Source organism: Serratia sp. EWG9 (assembly GCF_019913725.1).
In the GTDB taxonomy this organism is placed as follows: domain Bacteria; phylum Pseudomonadota; class Gammaproteobacteria; order Enterobacterales; family Enterobacteriaceae; genus Serratia; species Serratia ureilytica.
In genome coordinates this window covers 610,075-630,040 of sequence record NZ_JADNRO010000001.1, presented here as the reverse complement: position 1 = coordinate 630,040, position 19,966 = coordinate 610,075, and the positions used below count along the sequence as shown (strand labels likewise).

General features: G+C 58.1%; 17 protein-coding genes. 6 read left to right on the top strand and 11 right to left on the bottom strand.

The features are described from left to right. Window positions 1-49: 49 nt before the first annotated feature. Together ITX55_RS02920 and ITX55_RS02915 are read right to left on the bottom strand one after the other, a co-directional pair. Window positions 50-3,124 carry a DUF4214 domain-containing protein gene (locus ITX55_RS02920; RefSeq protein WP_187048843.1) on the bottom strand — a complete coding sequence of 1,025 codons (3,075 nt, stop codon included), beginning with the start codon at window positions 3,122-3,124 and terminating at the stop codon, window positions 50-52. Between the two features lie 148 nt (window positions 3,125-3,272). Next, the gene (locus ITX55_RS02915; protein WP_223084794.1) at window positions 3,273-6,395 is read right to left on the bottom strand and encodes a hypothetical protein; all 3,123 of its coding nucleotides are present in this window, start codon (window positions 6,393-6,395) and stop codon (window positions 3,273-3,275) included. Window positions 6,396-6,693: 298 nt separating this feature from the next. On the opposite strand from ITX55_RS02915, the gene pdxY reads away from it, so the two are divergent. Continuing rightward, on the top strand, window positions 6,694-7,554 hold the full coding sequence (gene pdxY, locus ITX55_RS02910; protein WP_072627682.1) for a pyridoxal kinase PdxY: 861 nt from the start codon (window positions 6,694-6,696) through the stop codon (window positions 7,552-7,554). A gap of 39 nt (window positions 7,555-7,593) precedes the next feature. Here pdxY and gstA read toward each other — a convergent pair whose 3' ends face one another. The 4 genes from gstA to ITX55_RS02890 all read right to left on the bottom strand — a co-directional run bounded on the left by gstA (window position 7,594) and on the right by ITX55_RS02890 (window position 10,593). Further along, window positions 7,594-8,199, bottom strand: coding sequence for a glutathione transferase GstA (gstA, locus tag ITX55_RS02905; RefSeq protein WP_223084792.1), 606 nt, complete (start codon window positions 8,197-8,199; stop codon window positions 7,594-7,596). Window positions 8,200-8,291: 92 nt separating this feature from the next. Beyond that, window positions 8,292-9,176: a 4-hydroxy-tetrahydrodipicolinate synthase gene (gene dapA / locus ITX55_RS02900; protein ID WP_042784387.1), complete on the bottom strand. Its 885-nt coding sequence runs from the start codon at window positions 9,174-9,176 to the stop codon at window positions 8,292-8,294. Window positions 9,177-9,538: 362 nt separating this feature from the next. Beyond that, entirely contained in the window at window positions 9,539-9,802 is a 264-nt protein-coding gene (locus tag ITX55_RS02895; protein ID WP_033642935.1) for a DUF3811 domain-containing protein, read from the bottom strand. 95 nt (window positions 9,803-9,897) lie between these two features. Continuing rightward, complete coding sequence (locus tag ITX55_RS02890) at window positions 9,898-10,593, bottom strand: HD domain-containing protein (protein ID WP_080376477.1); 696 nt, start codon at window positions 10,591-10,593, stop codon at window positions 9,898-9,900. A gap of 200 nt (window positions 10,594-10,793) precedes the next feature. Here ITX55_RS02890 and ITX55_RS02885 point away from each other — a divergent pair, with 200 nt between their 5' ends. Next, entirely contained in the window at window positions 10,794-11,186 is a 393-nt protein-coding gene (locus tag ITX55_RS02885) for a nuclear transport factor 2 family protein (protein ID WP_072627681.1), read from the top strand. On the opposite strand, the gene ITX55_RS02880 is transcribed toward ITX55_RS02885, so the two are convergent. Then, complete coding sequence (locus ITX55_RS02880) at window positions 11,183-11,452, bottom strand: hypothetical protein (protein WP_072627680.1); 270 nt, start codon at window positions 11,450-11,452, stop codon at window positions 11,183-11,185. The two genes, ITX55_RS02885 and ITX55_RS02880, sit on opposite strands and share 4 nt — an antisense overlap. Before the next feature lie 276 nt (window positions 11,453-11,728). Here ITX55_RS02880 and ITX55_RS02875 point away from each other — a divergent pair, with 276 nt between their 5' ends. Then, entirely contained in the window at window positions 11,729-12,109 is a 381-nt protein-coding gene (locus ITX55_RS02875) for a nuclear transport factor 2 family protein (RefSeq protein ID WP_033642939.1), read from the top strand. 7 nt (window positions 12,110-12,116) lie between these two features. Here ITX55_RS02875 and ITX55_RS02870 read toward each other — a convergent pair whose 3' ends face one another. Continuing rightward, entirely contained in the window at window positions 12,117-12,497 is a 381-nt protein-coding gene (locus tag ITX55_RS02870; protein ID WP_033644265.1) for a RidA family protein, read from the bottom strand. A 181-nt stretch (window positions 12,498-12,678) separates the two neighbouring features. Here ITX55_RS02870 and ITX55_RS02865 point away from each other — a divergent pair, with 181 nt between their 5' ends. Next, window positions 12,679-13,533: an aminoglycoside phosphotransferase family protein gene (locus ITX55_RS02865; RefSeq protein ID WP_033642940.1), complete on the top strand. Its 855-nt coding sequence runs from the start codon at window positions 12,679-12,681 to the stop codon at window positions 13,531-13,533. Here the strand turns inward: ITX55_RS02865 and ITX55_RS02860 are convergent. Together ITX55_RS02860 and ITX55_RS02855 are read right to left on the bottom strand one after the other, a co-directional pair. Then, on the bottom strand, window positions 13,498-14,001 hold the full coding sequence (locus ITX55_RS02860; protein ID WP_033652588.1) for a cupin domain-containing protein: 504 nt from the start codon (window positions 13,999-14,001) through the stop codon (window positions 13,498-13,500). The genes ITX55_RS02865 and ITX55_RS02860 overlap by 36 nt on opposite strands. A 100-nt stretch (window positions 14,002-14,101) precedes the next feature. Continuing rightward, a complete protein-coding gene (locus ITX55_RS02855) occupies window positions 14,102-15,289 on the bottom strand; it encodes a benzoate/H(+) symporter BenE family transporter (RefSeq protein WP_108680631.1) in 1,188 nt (395 codons plus the stop codon). Window positions 15,290-15,404: 115 nt separating this feature from the next. Between ITX55_RS02855 and ITX55_RS02850 the strand changes: the two genes are divergently transcribed. Next, window positions 15,405-15,968 (top strand): helix-turn-helix domain-containing protein, encoded by a 564-nt coding sequence (locus ITX55_RS02850; protein ID WP_033642943.1) that lies wholly within the window; start codon window positions 15,405-15,407, stop codon window positions 15,966-15,968. 194 nt (window positions 15,969-16,162) lie between these two features. After that, complete coding sequence (locus ITX55_RS02845; protein ID WP_223084788.1) at window positions 16,163-18,256, top strand: prolyl oligopeptidase family protein; 2,094 nt, start codon at window positions 16,163-16,165, stop codon at window positions 18,254-18,256. A gap of 75 nt (window positions 18,257-18,331) precedes the next feature. Here ITX55_RS02845 and dtpA read toward each other — a convergent pair whose 3' ends face one another. After that, window positions 18,332-19,846 carry a dipeptide/tripeptide permease DtpA gene (gene dtpA, locus ITX55_RS02840; protein WP_033642946.1) on the bottom strand — a complete coding sequence of 505 codons (1,515 nt, stop codon included), beginning with the start codon at window positions 19,844-19,846 and terminating at the stop codon, window positions 18,332-18,334. Between the last annotated feature and the right edge of the window lie 120 nt (window positions 19,847-19,966).

Sequence of the window (19,966 nt, the reverse complement as noted above, 5' to 3'; positions counted from 1 at the left end):
AAGCCCGGGGTTCTCCCCGGGCTTTTTTTTCGCATGGCGCGGATGAAGATTAGGCAAACGCCTCCGACGGCGAATTTTCGGCCGCAAGACCGTTCACGGTGACGGCCGGCGCATGGTAGTGCAGAGAGACGGCGGCCAGATAGGGATCCTGATTGCCGATCGAGAACACCACATCATCGGCGTCAAACGTCTGGTTATGATTTTTATCCACGATGACATAGACCGATTTATCCAGTTTCAGCAAACCGACTTCCGCCAACTGGTGGGTGCTGGCGCCGTTGGTCATTTTCGCCAGAACCTGCGAGAACAGCGCCTGGGCGTTGTTGGCGCCCGTCAGACCGCTAAACGCCGCCTGCAGTTCGGTGGCGCTGGTCGCGCTGCCATACAGCGTGGCGGTTTTATCGCCGGCCTTGGAGAAGACCCATTGGCTGGCGGCATCACCGACATTGATCACGCTATTCTGATAGCCGACGTTCAAGGTGACCATGTCATCTATTTTACTGTCGCTGAAGGAGAGTGTCCGTGCCGAGTCCACCGTGGTATTACCTTTTACCTGTGCTTTCAACACCGTCAGGCCGGTATCGTCAATGGTCAGTTGATGCCCGTTCAATTCGTTGATGACAGTGCTGAAATCGTCTTTGTTGGCCAAGGAGTTCAATGTGTTGTAGAAGCTGCCGCCACCGGTGCCGCCTTTCTCCGCCACTAACTGCAGCTTCATATCCGAATAAAAGCGGCGATCGATGTAGTCGTTTCCGCGAATGGTTTGCAGATTATCGCTGAAATCCGCCGCGACGGTGAGGTTGAGCACCAGTGCTTGATCGCCGGCATACATCGCACCGGTCAGTAGCAGGTCGGAAATTGAGTTATCCCCGCCGCTGAGCGTCATGGTGCGGTTTTGCACCATTTCTGCGTTGCTGCCCATATAGACTTCCAGCGTTTGTTTATGGTCAGAGGTAAAGCTGAACGTGCCCATATCCAAATCGAAGAACTTGCCGCTGTCTTTGGTGAATTCCAACGTAAAGCGGGTATCGCTTTGCCGGGTATCATGAATATGAATATGGCTGTTGCTTGTCAGACCGCCGGCCAGTTTGAACGAGTCATTGCTGACGTTAAGCAGTGTCAGGTCGCCGGAATAAGCCGAAATAATCCCACCGGCGTGGCCGGTATAACCGTTGCCGTTGCTCAGGGGCAATTCGGCTTGGGTGAGGGAGGATACGTTGGCGTAAGCCGCGTTGTGGATGCCGGCATTTTGGCTGAAAAGACCAAAGTCGAAGACCTTGCTGCCTTCGCTGGCAACCCATTTTCCGTCGAGATAAATGTCGCCGGTTCCTTTGTAGTGAGTCAGATCGATATAGTCAAAATATCTGAATTGGTTGACGTTGCTGACGATACTGCCGTCGAGATTACCGAGCTGATTTGTGGTCAGATAAACTGATTTGGTAATGAAGTTAGCTGACAGCATTGTGATAGTGGACGAACTCGCGGATTTAGCCTCTGCCAAAAAATGGCTGCCGATATGGTTGGCGCCGCCGTTGACGCCATTGCCGGCCCAGAGCAAGTTTTTCGCCATCAGGCTGGTATGGGCATTGTTCAGGCTGCTGCTTCCTTCAACCACGACGTTTAAAAAGCTGATGGGTAAAGCGGCATCCGCATTGGCGATATTGGCATCGTTGAGGCGCAGAGAAACGAATTTATTGCCCAGCGAAGAGAGCACCATGGTGTTCGTAGCATAGAGACCGGACAGCACGATGGAATTAACATTCTTCAAGGCTGTCACATCAAGGTTCGTGGGCGTATTGACGTTGAGGTTGATCTGACTCAACGTGACTATCTCGGCATTGGTGACCTCATGATCCCCTCTGCCATTAATGCTGGCCACCAGTTTACCGCTATCTGACAGGCTGAACGTTCCGTTGAAGTCCCGTTGATAGCCCAATGCATCGCCCAATTTTATATCGAAGTTTTTCAGCAGACTGGCCTGGGGCGGGTAGGGGTGATTATCCAGTGGGAATTTGCCTTCGCGGAAGGCATCGATAATCAGCGAGGAAGCCTTGATATTGTCGTTGCCGGCCTTCAGCAGGATAGCCTGCGCTGAAGCGCTGTCGAGTGGCTGGCCATAGAGTTTGAGGTAAATCTTTTGATAATCTCCGGCGTTGCGGAATTGGTAGGCGCTTGACAACATTTTAAGCAGATCGCTGTGAGAGGTGCCGCTGGCCAACAAACGGCTAAAGGTATCGAGCGCAGTGGCGTCAGCGGCGGTTCCGGCAACCGTCAGGTACAGCGCCATCACCGCTTCGGTATAAACGGGCGGCGGTAATTCACCTGGTCCATAGACATGAGTTGCCGCCGTGAAGTTTTGCTTGGCGGTGGTGGCGGCGGCGTCATTTCTGATGTCATCCATCATGCGCACTATGACATCACCGCGTGTTTCACTGTGATCGTTCAATCCCGTCACGTATTTTTGCAGGTCACTCTCACTGGCGCTTTTACCAAACCCCGTCGAAAATATTTTCCTGACAAAATCGTCGTTGCTGAGTGAATGGATATAGCTTTTCGTGGCGATGAATGCATTGGCGATGTCGACGGTGTTTTTCTTGCCGCTAACCAGCAGGTCGCTCCAGTATTGGACGGCGGCGGAATGGGTCATGCTACCGAGCAGATAATAGAGACCTTGTACATCTGCTGCTGCAGAGAGCTGTGACGGTTGCACCAGCTCTGAAGGATACAGCGTGGTGTTGACGATCGTCTGCAAATGCTGTTGTTGAGCTTGCAGTCCGGCATCGTTGCCCGTGTAGTTTATGACGTTGGCGATCAACTCAGTCGTCAGGTTGCCGAGAGATTTTCCCGCGTTGACCTGCGTGGTGAGCGCGTTCAGCGTCAAGGCATCCGGCTGTGCGCCGGTGGTATTCTGATAGATGTATTGTATTTTTTGGCTGGTGGTCAGGCCATCGTAGCGATGTTGCCCGTCTTGCGAACGAATAAACATATTGGCTAATTCACTTTGCGTGTAATCGCCTTTCTCCAGTTTTTTGGCGAAATAATTCAACGCGTCATCATCGGCTTTTTTGCCCAATGTGGCATAGAACAGCTTGGCTACACCTTGTTGCAAGGTCAGTAGGCTCATGATATTTCCCTGTGTGTTGTTAAAATAAGTGCGAGGCATCGACAAGTACAGCCCAAAACAGCCTGATTGCAATGCGAGTGAACCTAAGGAAATTCTGTATTTGTTGAAAGTGCGGCCACCCACGACGCGAGGCGGCCGCTAATGACCATCAGGCCATGGCTAATTCCGTTGCGGGTGCGGCGGTGTTGCCGGCAAGCGTGATGACTGGCGCCTGATAATGAAGATGGGTCGTGATATCGTGGATGTCTTTATTGCCTAGCGAGAAAATAATATCCTGAGAATCAAGTTTTTGGTTGTTATTATTGTCAATAATAATATAAGCATTATTACCTAGCTTAACCACACCGACGCTTTGCAATAGGGCTTCACCGTTGCCATGCGTTATTTTCGTCAGGGCCTGGTTAAATATGTCCTGCGCGGAATCGATGGGGCTGACAGCCAGTGAGTCAAACAACGCGTTGACCTGTTCCGTTTGGCTCAGTTCACCGTAAATGACGATCTCGCCTGATGACTTGGCGTTGAAGACCCAAGAACGATGCGGGTCGCCGACGGTGAGGGTATCCGTAGGGGTGAGGGTATTGATGGTGACCATGTCATCGATTGTGCTGTGCTCAAAGTTGATTTTGCTGTCGTGTGCATACTCATTGGCCATGGTCAATGGGTTCAACGTGGTGTTGCCTTTTAGCGTTAATGTCTGGCTGTTGGTATAGTCGATAGTGAGTTGTTCACCGGCTAATGCCTCAATGACGCTGTCGAAGGCGCTGTGATGCGTCAACGAGGTGAGTAGCTTATAGAACTCACCGCCGCCACTACCGCCTTTTTCCATCCTCAGGTCCGCTTCGACACGTGGGATGATTTCATGGCCGGGATTGAATGTCGGTTCAATAACAATACTTTTGAGGCTATTGCCAAAGTCTGCTTTTACCGTCACCTGCAATTTGCTTATGCCGCCTATGCGTATTGTTTCAATCGCGTTTGCGCCTGCCAGAGTGACTGCAGCGAATTTTGAACCGTTGGCATATAATCGAAGTTCTTCCGCTGGTTGCCGACCAAGGAAATGGCTGGTGAAGCTCAATGTCCCGGCTTCCAGGTGCTCGATGGCACGGTTGCCGATACTGACGCCCCAGGGCCCGAAGGGGTCTTCTGTTGGTGCGGCGACCGGCGCCAACTCCAGATGAAGTTTGCTTTGCGCTCCGGCGTTGCCGTTTATGGCGAGAAAGGGCAGCGTGTTGAAGACCGGCAGGTTGATAACATGCACATTATCGGCGAAACCTGAAAGTGTTAATCCCTGGTTGCCCGTCCAGTAATACCCGTCACCGCTTTTCTGGGCATGGGGAGCCTGTTGTAAATAGGCTACAGTTGGGATGCTGTCGTTATAAATACTGGCTGTTTGATTGATTACGCCATAATCGAAAATGTTTGCGCCTTCTGTCGCGATCCATTTCCCATCAAGATAAATATTTCCTGTGCCGCGATAACCCGCAAGATCGATCTGAGGAAAGAATTGAAACTGGTTAATGTTCGTTTTGATTACGCCTTCGGTGTCGCCACTTGCCGTCGAGGTCAGATAAATATCCTTCAAGATCAGGTTGGCGGAAATGACGCCATCCGCATCAAAAGCGTTCTGTGCGGTGAACGTCGTGCTGACCCTGTTGGCACCGTGGTTAACGCCATTGCCATTCCAGAGCAGGCTGGCGCCCCCTGCGCCAAAAAGAAGATCCATTTTGGCATTGGCGAGATCGAATTTATCGGAAATCATTACCGCATCACGTTCGGTACCAAATGCAATCTTTTCTGTCATCTTGAAGTAAGGGTTCTCGTCCAGATTGAGCCGCAAAGAGAATCCCTTATTTTTTAATGAGTTGAGTGCAATGGCGTCAGTGGGCATATTCCCCTGCAAGGTCACTTCCTGCAATTTGATTGAATGGCTGAAATCAACGTCAACCGAGGCATTCACATTCAGAAAGACGTGCGTCAGAACGGCCAACTCCGCCGGGCTTAACGGATGTTGACTGCCGGTGTTCACCGAACCGCTCAATACGCCGTCGGTGGAGAGCGATAATTCGGCGAAGGGTTTGTAATTCAGCGAGTTGGCGATGCTAAATTGATAGGCGGCGACATCTGCCAGATGAGGTTCACGCGCGCCGTCGAGTGGGGAAATCCCCTGGCGGAATGACTCGATGACCAACACGCTGGCTTGATATTTATCATTGCCGGCCTTCAGCAACAAGGCCTGTGAGAGCGCCGGGCTCAAATTTTCGTGATACAGCGAAGCGTAGATTTTCTCGTAGCTTTCCGCTTCCTGGAATTGGCGGGCGTTGGCCAGCATTTTCAACAGCTCGACGGAAGACGTCCCGCTGGCGAGCAAACGGCTAAAGGTGTCAAGTGCGGTCGCGTCGGCGGAAACGCCGGCCACCGTCAGGTAAAAGGACATCACGGTTTCGCCATAGAGCAAATCGGGGCGCTCGCCAGGTGCATAGACATGGGTGGCAGCCAGAAAATGACTTTTGGCCGTTTCATGCTGAGTGTCTGCTCGAATATCCGTTATCACACGCATGATGACTTCGCCACGGGTTTCGCTGCCGACGTTCAAGCCCGCGACATATTTTTGCACCTCGTCGGCGCTGGCCTGGTTGCCGAACGCTTTAAAAAATATTCTCTTCACGAAGTCTTCATGGCTAAGCGACGTGATATAGGGTTTGATGGTGGTGAAATAGGTCGCTATCTGTGCGGCAGTTTGGTGGCCGCCGGCGAGGACGCTGCCCCAGTAATTTACCGCTGTGGCATCAATCATGCTGCCGAGTACATAATAGATGCCCTGAATGTCCGCCGCCGCCGGGGCATGTTCTGCTGCCAGCACAAAGGCGGGATAGAGAGTGGTCGCTATGGTGTTCTCAATGTGTTGCTGTTGTGCCAGGGTTGTTTTATCCGGCCCGGAATAACCGCTGAGCTGGGTGATGAGTTCTTGCGTCAACTGGCCGAGCGATTTGCCGTCATCGACCTGTTTTACCCACTGCGCCACAGTGTCTGGGCCGGGGGAAATGCCGCTGGCGTTGTGATAGAGAGACTTCACCTTGTCGGCGGTGTTCAGGTTATCATAGAGATGTCGGCCATCCGCAGAACGAATGAAGAGATCCGCCAGTTCGCTTTGATTATAAGTCCCTTTTTCAAGTTGTTTAGCGAAATAGATCAGGGCGTTATCGTCGGCTTTTTTGCCCAGCGTGGCGTAGAATAGAATGGCAACGTCTTGCTGTAGTTTTAATAAACTCATGGCATTCTCCATGGCGTCGTGAAAAAACAACATTGGCAAGTAAGTAAAGTCTATCGTCGTCGAAATGCAATTCAGCGGCCGTGGGAAGATCCCGGATTTTCAGGTCGCAGAGGCCTTGCATGGCGGTTCTCGGCTTTTTTTGAATCGGACTTTTCGCTACAATACGCCGCCGTCGAAAGCATAAAAATTCCTCTCATTTCTTGTTTTTAACAGCGCCGGCATGACGTTTTCGCGTTATGCACCCATTTTCATTTCGCCGCGGGCTGATGCACACGGCATGGCGAGGTCAGTTGTTCCGATGAAAAACATTCTTTCTATCCAGTCGCACGTGGTGTTTGGTCACGCCGGCAACAGTGCGGCGGAGTTTCCGATGCGCCGCATGGGCGTCAACGTCTGGCCGCTGAACACGGTGCAGTTCTCCAACCATACGCAATACGGTCAGTGGACCGGCTGCGTCATGCCGGCCAGCCACCTGAGCGATATCGCGCAGGGCATCGCCAATATCGATCAACTGAAGCGCTGTGATGCGGTGCTGAGCGGTTATATCGGTTCGCCGGAGCAGGGCGACCATATTCTGGCGATCGTGCGTCAGGTTAAGCAGGCGAATCCGAATGCCTGGTATTTCTGCGATCCGGTGATGGGACATCCGGAAAAGGGCTGCATCGTGGCGCCGGGGGTGGCCGAGTTTCACTGCCGTCAGGCGTTGCCGTGCAGCGACATGGTGGCGCCGAACCTGCTGGAGCTGGAAATGCTGAGCCAGATGGCCGTCGCCAACGTGGACGACGCGGTGCAGGCCGCTCGTTCGCTGATCGCCAAGGGGCCGCGATTGGTGCTGGTCAAGCACCTGGCCCGTGCCGGCTATCACACCGACTGTTTCGAAATGCTGCTGGTGACGGCGGACGAAGCCTGGCACATTAGCCGGCCGCTGGTGGACTTCGGGGCGCGTCAGCCGGTCGGCGTCGGCGATTTGACCAGTGGTCTGCTGCTGGTGGATCTGCTGAAGGGCGAGGCGCTGGATAAAGCGCTGGAGCACGTGACCGCCGCCGTGTATGAGGTGATGCTGACCACGCAGGCGATGGGCGAGTATGAATTGCAGGTGGTGGCGGCACAGGATCGGATCGTGCAGCCGCGCAGCGAGTTCAGTGCGGTAAAACTGTAAGCGGCATCGGGCCCCGGCGAGAGCCGCCGGGGCTGAACCTTACTTCAATCCTTCGGCGTTCAGCGCCGCATCTACCGCCGGGCGCGCCGCAACGCGATCGAACCAGGCCGCCAGATGGGCGTGCTTGCGCACATCGAACTGCAGGGAGAATGCCCAGCGCAGCACGGTGAACAGGTAGGCGTCGGCCACGCTGAAACGGCTTCCCAACAGGAAGTGCTGCTTCGCCAGTACCGAATCCAGATAGCTGAACTGCTGCTCCAGCCTGGCGCGCGCGATGGTTTTATATTCCTCGGGCGTCTTCGGGTTGAACAGCGGGCTGAACCCTTTGTGCAGCTCGGTGGCGATGTAGTTCAGCCATTCGATCGCGTGGTAGCGCGACAGGGTGCCCGCCGCCGGGATCAGGTTGCGGTCCGGCACGCGGTCCGCCAGGTATTGCACGATCGCCACGCCTTCAGTCAGCAGGCTGCCGTCATCCAGCAGCAGCGCCGGTACCTGTCCCTTGGGGTTGATGGCGAGGTAATCGGCGCCGCTCTCGGTTTTCTTCTGCGCCAGAACGACCTTCTCCGCCGTAAAATCCAGCCCTGCCTCACGCAGCACGATATGCGGGGACAGCGAACAGGCGCCGGCTTTATAGAACAGTTTCATCGGAAGCTCCTTGTTGATGACGAATGACGGGCATGCTTAACCTCTCATCGTAGTCCCATAGCGCCAAAATTACAGCGGCTTAGCTAACAAATTTAACCGACGATCGCCTCGGCGGGCTGCAGCTGCGCCAGCGTCGCGGCGATCTGCTGCTGCAGCGCCTGCGGCGCCACCTGCATCGGCGAGCGCAGTTCGTTGGCGATCAGCCCCTGTTGGGCCAGCACGGTCTTGACCGGCGCCGGATTCGGGAAGCTGAACATCTGGTGGATCATCGGCAACAGCTCATAGAAGTTGCTGCGCGCCGCGGCCAGATCGCCGGCGGCGACTTGCTGCACCAGCTGGACGAAACGTTCCGGGTGAACATGCGCGGCGGCGGAGATGGCGCCGGTGCCGCCGAGGCACAGCGTGGTGAGGATCAGATTGTCTTCCCCGGTCATCACATCGATTTCGCCGTCGGCGATCAGCGCCATGGTGGCGTCAGGGTTGCCGCCGCAATCCTTGATGGCGGTGATGCGCGGGTGACGTGCGAGCCGGCGCAGCGTGGCCAGCTCCATGGCGATGCCGGTGCGCTGCGGAATGTTGTACAGGATCACCGGCACGGTGGAGGCGTCGGCCAACTGGGTGAAATAGTCTATCAGGCCGCATTGCGAAGGGCGGATGTAGTAAGGCGCCGGGATCAGCACGCCGGCGATGTCGCGCAGTTGAATGGCCTGCTGCATCTGCAACGTGGCGGCCATGTTATTGCCGGAAAGGCCCATCACCACCTGATGGGCGGGCGCCACCTCCAGCACGGCGTCGAGCACCGCCAGCTGTTCTTCCTTGCTTAGCGCGGCGGCTTCACCGGTAGAGCCGCAGACCACCAGGCCGTCGATGCCGGCGTCGAGCAGGTGCCGCGCCAGGCGTTTAACCGCCGGCAGATCGACGGCATCTTGATTGAAAGGGGTAACCATCGCCACCCAAATACCCGAAAATGAGGCCATAAAATATTCCTTCTGTGTGACCGACAGAGAAGCCAGATGAGAAAATTGAAGGCGGGGCGTTGCAGGCCATCCAGTCAGCTCATCTGACGGGACAGCTCGCCCCGGTCAAATGAGCGTCTGTTTCTTCGATGTAACCGCCGCCAAACCGCCAACGGGCAACGCCGGGAGAATCGGTGTATTAACGTTGCGCGGATAGGCCATGGCAGTCTCGTGAAAAGAGGATGTGGAGGTGATAATGAATATTCTTCATCAGGCTGTCAATTTACAACAGATTGATAACATTGTTATTCATGATGGGTGAGGGCAGATGAGTTTGGCTAATAAACGACAATCCCCGCGGCGGCGGGGATTGTTTGGCTGATTCAGCGCGGCGGGCGGGTACCGATGGTGGCGGACCAGCTGAAGGTGTCGCCGCTTGGTCGGTAGCGGTTGGCCTTGCGTTCCGCGCGCTCTGCCTTGGCGAGCTTCGCTCTGGCGGCCATGATGCGCGCCACCACTTCATCTTTGACCTTGTGCTGTTCGGCGTTGGTCAGCGGCCGGCCGTGGCTTTTACGCGCTTTGTCCAGCTCGGTTTTGACTTCCCGTTGCTCGCTTTCCGTCATCTCTTTCAACGTCAACTTTTTCATCTTTGCCGCCCGTTCGGTGAAGTTGGCTTTCAGTTTAACGGCGTTATGTGACCGAAAATGTTATGGGCATAACGAAAATGCCCCGTAAGCCCAGGTTACACCTCTTCCAGCAGATCGTCGACAAAGCGCCGCATGCGTTCGGTGCGCTGCTCGGCCATCTGTCGCCCGGCGGCGGTCTGGAAGCCGTCTTGCAGCTTGAAGAGCTTGGTTTCGAAGTGATCCAGGCTGAAACGCTTGTCATCGTATTGACGATGTTCGGCCCGCGGATCCGCAGCGTCATACAGCGCGCTGCGCATGCGGCCGCCGATATAGAAGCAGCGGGCTACGCCAATCAGGCCAATGGCGTCGAGACGATCGGCGTCCTGCAGGATCTTCGCTTCCAGCGTTTGCGGAGGGATGCCGGCGGAAAAACTGTGTGCTTCGATAGCGTGGGCCACCGCCGCGATGTCCGCCGGCGACCATTCGAGCCGGGTCAGCGTCAGCGTGGCTTGCTGCGCCGCCATGCGCGAAGCCAGGTGACGCTGCGGCGAATTCTTTTCCACCGCCACGGCGTCATGTAGCAGCACCGCCGCGCAGAGAATGCGCCGGTCGCCGCCTTCCAGCTTGCTGATGCGCCGGCAGTTCTTCCAGACTCGGTGCAGGTGCGCCACATCGTGCGAGCCATCGTCCGATTCTAGGGTGAGCGGCAGCAGCGTTTGCGCCAGCGTCTGGTAGGGGGAAAAAGGCTGTAACAGCTCTTGCGTCAGCGAGGGTAAAGACACGTTCAGCTCCTGTTGGGGGAAATCGGGCAATCAGCATAGCCGCGTCGGAGGTCGAGAGAATGACAGAAGACGACTATTGTTTACTAAAGTGCAACCTACTATTGTCACAACTGCGGTTTTTGCAGCGAAACAAGCAACCTAGAATAGCCGCATTCCGCCGTCTCCGCCTGGTGAGAGCCTGTGTCCGCGGAGATGGTCGGAATATCCTTATCAGCCATGGGAGAAGAGACATGCCAACCCCTCTTGAGATAGTGCGCGCGACTTACGAAGGCAGTTCCGAAGAAAACGGCCGTAATCTGCTGGCGGCGCTGGCCCCCGATGCCGAGTGGACCGAAGCCGCCGGTTTCCCTTACGCCGGTACTTATATCGGCCCGGAGAATATCATCAAGAACGTGCATCAGCGTTTGGGCAGCGAATGGCAAGGTTACCGCGCCGATGTCGATCACTTTTACGACGCCGGCGACAACGTGATTGCTCAGGGTTTTTATCACGGCACTTACCGGGCCACCGGCAAATCCTTCAGCGCCTCTTTTGCGCATATTTATACGGTGCGCGCCGGCAAGATCGTGAAGTTCGTGCAGATTGTCGACAGCGCTAAAGTGCTGGAAGCGATGCAGCCTTAATTGCCGCTGTGCTTGCCGAATTTGCGATCAAACTCGCGCCGGTAACCCCGAGCCTTGTTGCGATCGCGGATCCACAAATAGCCGCACACCAGCGCAACCGCTCCCGAGAAGGTGACGTTGCGCATATCCCGGTCATACCAAAACACCAACAGCGCATCCAGCGCAGCAATCAGCGCGATCCATTTGTACATATGGGATTGGCGCCGCGTGGCGGCGTTGAGTCGTTTTAACTGTCTGGCTTCGTCCAACACCGGTTTTTGCTGCATAGCGTTTCGTTATCATCAGGCTGTTCACGCTAAATTAGCAGAATCCTCCCAATTGCCGCAAAGATTAACGCACGCCGTCAGGCGGTTTTCAGCGTTCCCCGGAGTACGCTGAAAATTTATGCGCGGACGCTGGTATTGTTTATCGGGTGTGATAGGTTATTTATTCGCTATTTTCGTGTTTTTATTCAATTGGCGCTGTGTCATCAAGCCGTAGCACTGGGCGGTTAACGTGATGGGTTCGACGCATGCGGCGGTTAACTTCGGCAGGAGAACATGATGAACGATAAGACGGCACGCCCGCAGGATGTGGTTCAACAACAGCTTGACGCCTATAACGCCCGCGATATCGAGGCCTTTATGGCCTGCTGGGCGGATGACGCGCAGTATTACGAACACCCCGACACGCTGCTGGCCAGCGGCAAGGCGGCGATCCGCGAACGGCATCTGGCGCGCTTTCGCGAGCCGAGCCTGTACGGCGAACGAATAAAACGCATGGCGGTGGGGAATATGGTGGTCGATCAGGAGGTGGTGACGCGCAACTTCCCGCAGGGGCGCGGCAAAATGGATGTCATCGCCATTTACGAAGTGGAACAGGGGCGGATCGCCAAAGCCTGGTTCAAGATCGGCCCCTGCGTGCCGGACGAAGGCGCGCTCTAGCCGCGCATTATTGCAACGCCATCACCGCCTCAATTTCCACGCACACTGCGGGTGAGAACAACGCGCTGACCGCCATCAAAGAACAGGCCGGCAGCGCGCCGTCGAAATAGTCAAACAGCACCGGGCGCACGCTCGCCAGATCGGCGATGTCGGTCAGGAACACGCTGATTTTAATCAATGCCTTGAGATTGACGCCTTCGCTGGCGGCGATGGTCGCCAACTGCTCAAGGATCTCCTGCGTTTGCTGCGGCGCGCTCAAGCCCTGCGCGTCGGTGGCGAAGGCCGTCAAGCCCGATACGTACAGGCGATCGCCGTGGCGCACGGCGTGCACATAAGGGCCACCCGGCGTAGGCAATTGCGGATAATTAATGCGTTTTAATGATGTCATGGTCAAACCCCGCGCAAGACCGGTTAATAAAATCGACAAACTTGGTTAGGATACTGGAGAAAACGCGGCAAAGCGCCGCACGCCGATGATATCTGAGAGAATCATCCCCCTTTATGTTATACGCCGTCTCTCACGCGAATGTGACAGTGCGGCGCAGATCGGCAACAAGGATGCAGAGACGATGAACCCGCTTTTTACGCCTTACCTGCAGCGCTGGCGGCTGGAGCAGGACGGCAAAGCCTTCGAAACCCACAGCAGTCTGTTGATGCCGGTGCGTTATCGGGGCGCGGCGGCCATGCTGAAGATCGCCCGCGAGCAGGAGGAGCGCTTCGGCGGGCAGCTGATGTGCTGGTGGCGTGGAGAAGGCGCCGCGCAGGTGCTGGCGTGGCACGACGACGGCATTTTGCTGGAGCGCGCGCAGGGCGAAGGGTCGTTGGCGCAGCTGGTGCGTGACGGCGACGATGAACAAGCCACGCAGATCCTGTGCCGGGCGATCGCCGCCTTGCATGCGCCGCGGGCGGCGCCGTTGCCTGAGCTTATCCCGTTGCAGGAGTGGTTCAGCTCGCTGTGGCCGGCGGCCCAGGCGCACGGCGGCATGCTGCGTCTCAGCGCCACGGCGGCGGCGGAGCTGTTGAGCAGCCCGCGAGAAGAAAGCGTGTTGCACGGGGATATCCACCATGACAATGTGCTGGACTTTGGCGCACGCGGTTGGCTGGCGATCGATCCCAAGCGTTTGTACGGTGAACGGGGCTTCGATTACGCCAACATCTTCTGCAATCCTAACTACGGCGTCGCCACCGATCCGGCCATTTTCCATCGCCGCGTGGAACAGGTGTGCCGGTTGGCCGGGCTGGATCGCCGGCGTTTGCTGCAATGGATCCTGGCCTGGTCGGGGCTTTCCGCCGCCTGGTTCATGGAAGACGGGCAGGCGGCGGACATCGATTTTCGCGTCGCTGAACTGGCGGCGCGCGCGCTGGATCTCACGTTGCCGGACGGCGATTCAGGGTTCATCCTGCCAGTAATCGAGCGAGGCTGAAGGGCGCTGCAGGTAACGCACCTGCTCGCCGTCATTGCCGCGCGCCATCGCCTGGTATTTGCCTGAGTCCGGATACATTACCACTTCCGGCTGTTCGCGCGTGCTGACGGACAGATACTTCAGCGGCGCATCGGAGGTGTTGATGATCTGGTGCGGGTATTCCGGGCCAGGCGGAATGAAAATGACATCTCCGCTGACGATCGGCAGCATTTCTCCGGCTACCCGCAGCGTTCCGCTGCCTTCCAGAATGATGAACATTTCCTCCTGAGCGTAGTGAAAATGATAGGGGCAGGAACGCATGCCCGGCGCCACACAATCGAAGGAGGCGCCCAGCTTGTCGGCGGCGGTGCCGGTGCCGAGACGAGCGCCGACGCTGTCATACAGCGGCGGCCGCCGGTCATGCTTCATCTCTACCTGTTCGACATTGCGTATCAAGCGCTGGGCTAACAGCGCGGCTTTCTCGGTCATAAGCTTCCTTGGTGACGGTGTCACTTATTATGTGAATTGACATTCAGACGACAGAGAAAGTGAAGGCGCCACGGCGCCGCTTGTCAATGTAGACCGCCCGTTACGTCACGGTTTTTCGCCGCGGCAGCGACAGCAGCAGATGCGCGATGGCGCCGCCGACAATGCCCCAGAATGCCGAACCGATGCCGAGCAACGTGACACCGGAGGCGGTGATGAGGAAGGCGATCAGCGCCGCGTCGCGCTGTTTTTCATCATGCAGCGCGCGTTGCAGGCTGCCGCCGATGGTGCCGAGCAGCGCCAGCCCGGCGATGGTGTGGATCAAGGCGACCGGCAACGCGCTGAACAGCAGGCCGATGGCGCCGCCGAACAACCCGGCCAACAAATAGAAGCCGCCGGCGGCCACCGCGCCCATATAGCGCCGCTGTGGATCGGGATGCACGTCCGGCCCCATGCAAATGGCGGCGGTAATGGCGGCGATGCACACCGAGAAACCGCCGAATGGCGCCAGCAGCAGCGCGGTCAGCGCCGTCCAGGCGATCAGCGGTGAGGTGGGAACACGGTAGCCCGCCGCCTGCAGCGTAGCGATCCCGGGGGCGTTCTGTGAAGCCATGGTGACCACGAAGAAGGGCACGCCGATGCCGAGCAGCGTCGGCCAGCTGAAATGCGGCGCGATAAATTCCGGCACGGCGACCGCCGGCGCCTGTTGCGCCAGATGGATATCGCCCTGTAGCGCGGCGATCGCCAGCCCAATCGCCAGCGTCAGTACGATGGCGTAGCGCGGCAGGTAACGGCGGCTGAGCAGATAGGCCAGGCCCATACCGGCGCTGAGGAGGAAATTGAGCTGCAGCGAAGCGAAGGCGTCCAGCCCGAAACGCAGCAGGATCCCCGCCAACATCGCGGCAGAAATCGCCTGCGGAATATAATCCATCAGGCGGGCGAACAGCCCGGTGACGCCGCAGAGCAGGATCAGGCCCGACGCGAAGATGAACACCCCGATCGCCTCATTGATCGGCGTGCCGGGCAGGCTGGTGACCAGCAGCGCCGCTCCTGGCGTCGACCACGCGGTGAGGATCGGGGTGCGATAGTACAGCGAAAGCCCCAGCGAGGTGACGCCCATCGCGATCCCAAGCGTGCTCAGCCAGCCGCCGATCTGCGCCGGCGTGGCGCCTGCGGCGGCGGCGGCCTGGAAAATGATGGCGGCAGAGCTGGTGTAGCCGACCAGAACGGCGACAAAGCCGGCCATGACGGCGGGCAGGGTCAGATGGCGCAAGGAGAGGGCTGGGCGCATGAGGAGCTCCAATCGGTGAGTGTGCGTTATAACGCACGGTAAGAAATCAGAATAGCACCGTGCGCTATAGCGCACAAGCGGGTATAATCGAGCGCGATACGCAGAGGAGAACAGGATGCAGGAACTTGCCGGCCATTTGGCGCACACCCTTCGCACGCTGCGCGCGCAGCGCGGCTGGAGCCTGACGCAGGCGGCGGAATACACCGGCGTCAGCAAGGCGATGCTCGGGCAGATTGAGCGCGGCGAATCCAGCCCGACGGTGGCGACGCTGTGGAAGATCGCCACCGGTTTCAACGTGGCGTTCTCCGCCTTTCTTGAGGCGTCGCCCGCGCAGCAGCAGGCGACGCTGCACCGCTACGGCGAACTGCCGGTGTACGATCAGGACAACGCCGATATGCGCGTGGTGCCGCTGTTTCCCTACGATCGCCAGCTGGGTTTCGACATGTTCGTCATCGATCTCGCGCCGGGCGCGCTCAGCGAATCGTCGCCGCATGAGCCGGGCGTGATTGAGCATGTGATCGTGATCAGCGGCCGGTTGGAATTGGCGATAGACGGCGAGTGGCACAGCCTGGCGGCCGGCGAGGCGATGCGCTTTCAGGCCGATCGGCCGCATGCCTACCGCAACGCCGGTTCACACACGGTGCGCATCCACGATCTGATCCACTATCCTCAATCCTGACTCAACGCGGGGGCCGCGGGCTTTGACTCCGCGCCGCCAAACGCCTACCTTGTTGAAAATGACTCTTATTTCACAGGCTGTCGCCCATGACGGGGCGGCGTTGCAGCCGACTCAAAAGGAGCTTGATTTTGCCGGTCACCAATCGACGTCAGTTTATTAAACTCAGTGCGCAAACCGCAGGAGCCGTATTCGCGATGACTTCATTACCCAACAGTATCCGCCTGGCGATGGCGGCGGAGGGCGGCGCGGCCGCCGGCGATGAATTCCTGTGGCTGGAAGAGCTGCAGGGTAAAAAAGCGCTGCAATGGGTGCAGCAGGAAAATCAGCGCACCGTGGCACGTTTCGGCCAGGGCGAAGACTTTCAGCGCATTGAGCGCGAAGTCCTGGATATCCTCAATAAAGACACCCAGATCCCGTGGGTGAGCAAACGCGGCGAGTACTATTACAACTTCTGGCAGGATCAGGCCAACCCGCGTGGCCTGCTGCGGCGTACCACGCTGGACGAGTACCGCAAGGCCAAACCGGCCTGGGAGACGGTGCTGGATATCGATGCGCTGGGCAAGGCGGAGGGCAAAGATTGGGTTTATCAGGGCTCGCAGCCGCTGGCGCCGGAATACCGTTATTGCCTGATGCAGCTGTCGCCGGACGGCGGTGACGCCACCGAAATCCGCGAATTCGATCTGGTGGCCAAACGCTTCGTCAAAGACGGTTTTAACGTACCGGTGGCGAAAAGCCGGGTTTCCTGGGTCGATCGGGACACGCTGTTCATCGCCACCGATTTCGGCCCCGGCTCGATGACCCAGTCCGGCTACGCGCGCATCGCCAAACGCTGGCGGCGCGGCACGCAGCTGAGCGCCGCGGAAACGCTGTATGAAGCGCAGCCCGAGGACATGGCGGTCTTCGCCTATCACGACCGCACGCCGGGCTTTGAGCGCGATTTCGTCGGCCGCAGCCTGGACTTCTACCGCCGCGACTATTTCTTGCTGACTCAGGACGGCCGGCAGAAAAAAATCGACATCCCCGCCGACGCCGAGCTGGATACGCATCGGGAATGGCTGCTGATCAAGCCGAGCAGCGATTGGGACGTGGGCGGCAAGCGCTATCCGTCCGGCTCGCTGTTGGCGGCCAATTTCGACGACTATCTGGCGGGCAAGCGCGAGCTGCAGCCGCTGTTTACCCCGACGGCGGAGCAGGCGCTGAGCGGCTACAGCGGCACGCGCGATCACCTGATCCTCAGCATCATGGATAACGTGGTCAACCGACTGGAAGTGCTGACGCCGCAGGGCGGCAGCTGGCAACGTCGCCCGCTGGGCAATCCCGGCGCCATCAGCACCCTTTCCGCCGGCGGCATCGACGACGAGAGCAACGCCTATTTCCTGACGGTCAGCGGGTTCCTGCAGCCGACCTCGCTGTATATGGGCAACCTCGACGGCGGGGAAGCGACGCTGCTGAAACAGGCGCCGCAGGACTTTGACGCCGCCGGCTATCAGGTCAGCCAGCATTTCGCGCGCTCCAAGGACGGCACCCGCGTGCCGTATTTCCAGATCGCCGCCAAAGATCTCAAGCTGGACGGCAGCACGCCGACGCTGCTGTACGGCTACGGCGGGTTTGAAGTGCCGCTGCTGCCGGGCTATCTGGGCGGCAAGGCGCCGGCCTGGCTGGAGCGCGGCGGGGTATACGTGGTGGCCAACATTCGGGGCGGCGGTGAATATGGTCCGGCCTGGCATCAGGCGGCGCTCAAGCAGAATCGTCATCGTGCCTATGAGGATTTCGCCGCCGTGGCCGAAGACCTGTTCGCGCGCAAGGTGACTTCCGCGCCGCATCTCGGCGCGCGCGGCGGCAGCAATGGCGGCCTGCTGGTAGGCAATATGCTGACGCTGTATCCGCAGCTGTTCGGCTGCATCGTCTGCGAAGTGCCGCTGTTGGACATGCAGCGCTATACCCAACTCTCCGCCGGCGCGTCGTGGATCGCGGAATACGGCGATCCGAGCAAGCCGGAGCAGTGGGCCTATATCAAAACCTTCTCGCCGTACCACAATATTCAGGCGAAAACGGCCTATCCGCCGGTGCTGTTCTATACCGCCACCAGCGACGATCGTGTCAACCCGGCCCACGCGCGCAAAATGGCGGCGCGCATGCAGGCGATGGGGTATCAGCAGGCTTACTTCTACGAAAATACCGAGGGTGGGCACAGCGCCGCCGCCGACAAGCAACAGGCGGCGTTCCACAGCGCGCTGGTGAGCGAATTCATGTGGGCCAACCTGAGCGGCAAGCGCAAGCCAGCGTAAACACGTTTCTTACGGGCATAAAAAAACGCCGGGGGTTAACCCCGGCGTTTCTATTTACGCTCAATCCACAGGCGATCAGTGAGCCGCCGTGGCTTCCTGCGCTTTCTGATTCAGGTCTTCGCTGGTGTCCAGCGTCATGCGGTACAGTTTCGGCGCGGTCAGCATCATCAGGATGGCGATGACGGCGGTGGCGATGCCGATTTGCATAAACACATGGCTGTAGATGGCCAGTGAAGCGTGCGCGTCGTTGATGTCGCTAGGGACGGCGGTCAGACCGGCGACTTTACCGGCGATCAGCGCCGCGGCGGCGGTGGTCAGGAACCAGGAACCCATGATGAAGCCCATCAGACGCTGCGGCACCAGCTGCGCCACCATCGCCAGACCCAGACCGGAAATCATCAGCTCGCCGATGCTCTGCAGCGCGTAGCTCAGGATCAGCCAGTTGACCGACACGATGCCCTGTTCGTTGGCGAAGCTGGCGCCCCATGGCAGCACCAGGAAGGCGCAGGAACACAGGATCATGCCGAAAGCGAACTTGTGCGGCATCGGCAGGCGATCGCCCATCTTGTTATACAACGCGGCCAGAATCGGGCTGGCGAGCATGATCCAGAACGGGTTCAGCGCCTGGTACTGCTCCGGCTCGAAGGCGACGCCGAAGATGCTGTGCTCCACGTTGTGGATGGCGAAGAAGTTCAGCGACGTCGGCATCTGGCTGTACAGCACGAAGAATACCACCGCTTCCAGCATCAGCAGGAAGGCGACGATCATTTTACGGCGTGCGGCGCCATGCAGGGCGAAGGCTTCCTTGGCGAACACGATCACGATCCCGGCGGAGATGAAGGCCAGCGCCCAGCGCGCGATCACCTGGTTGTGCAACAGCCAGCTGGACACGGCGACCAGCGCCACGATGCCGACCAGCACCATCAGCAGTTTCGGCAGATGCAGCGGCTTGAAGTCAGGCCTGGAGCCGTTTTTCTTCACCCACTTGTGGCACATCATAAAGTTGACCAGGGTGATCAGCATGCCGACCACGCTCAGGGAGAACGCCACGCTCCAGCCGTACTTCGCCGCCAGCCACGGGGTAGCCAGCATGGAGAAGAAGGAACCGATGTTCACCGACATGTAGTACATGGTGAAGGCGCCGTCGATACGCGGGTCGTCTTTCTCATAGCAGGTGGAGAGCAGGGAGGACGGGTTAGCCTTGAACAGGCCGCTGCCCACGGCGATGGTCGCCATGCCCAGGTAGACCCAGAAGATGTCGTGGCCGGAGTAGGCCACCATGGCGTAACCGGCGGCCAGCACCAGCGCGCCGAGCACGATCACGCGTTTGGCGCCCAGCACCTTGTCGCCCAGCCAGCCGCCAATGGCGACGAAGCCGTATACCAGGGCGCTGAAAGAAGAGAACAGGGTGATGGAGTCGGCTTCGCTCAGACCGAGCATCTTGACCAGATAAACCGCCATGATGCCTTGCAGGCCGTAATAGCCGAAGCGCTCCCACAGTTCGATCGAGAAGATCAGATAGAATGCTTTCGGTTGTTTGAACGCGTTAAGGCTCACGCTCTCCTGGTGTTGGTTGTTTGCTGTTGACACTGGTACCTCTGTTTTTTCGCAGCCCGTCTTTAGGGGACGGGAAAGTACAAAAGTTGATGCGGAACGGCATCCTTTTGCGTTGTTATAGGATGGGGACGGCGGTTAATGTTCACTATCTTT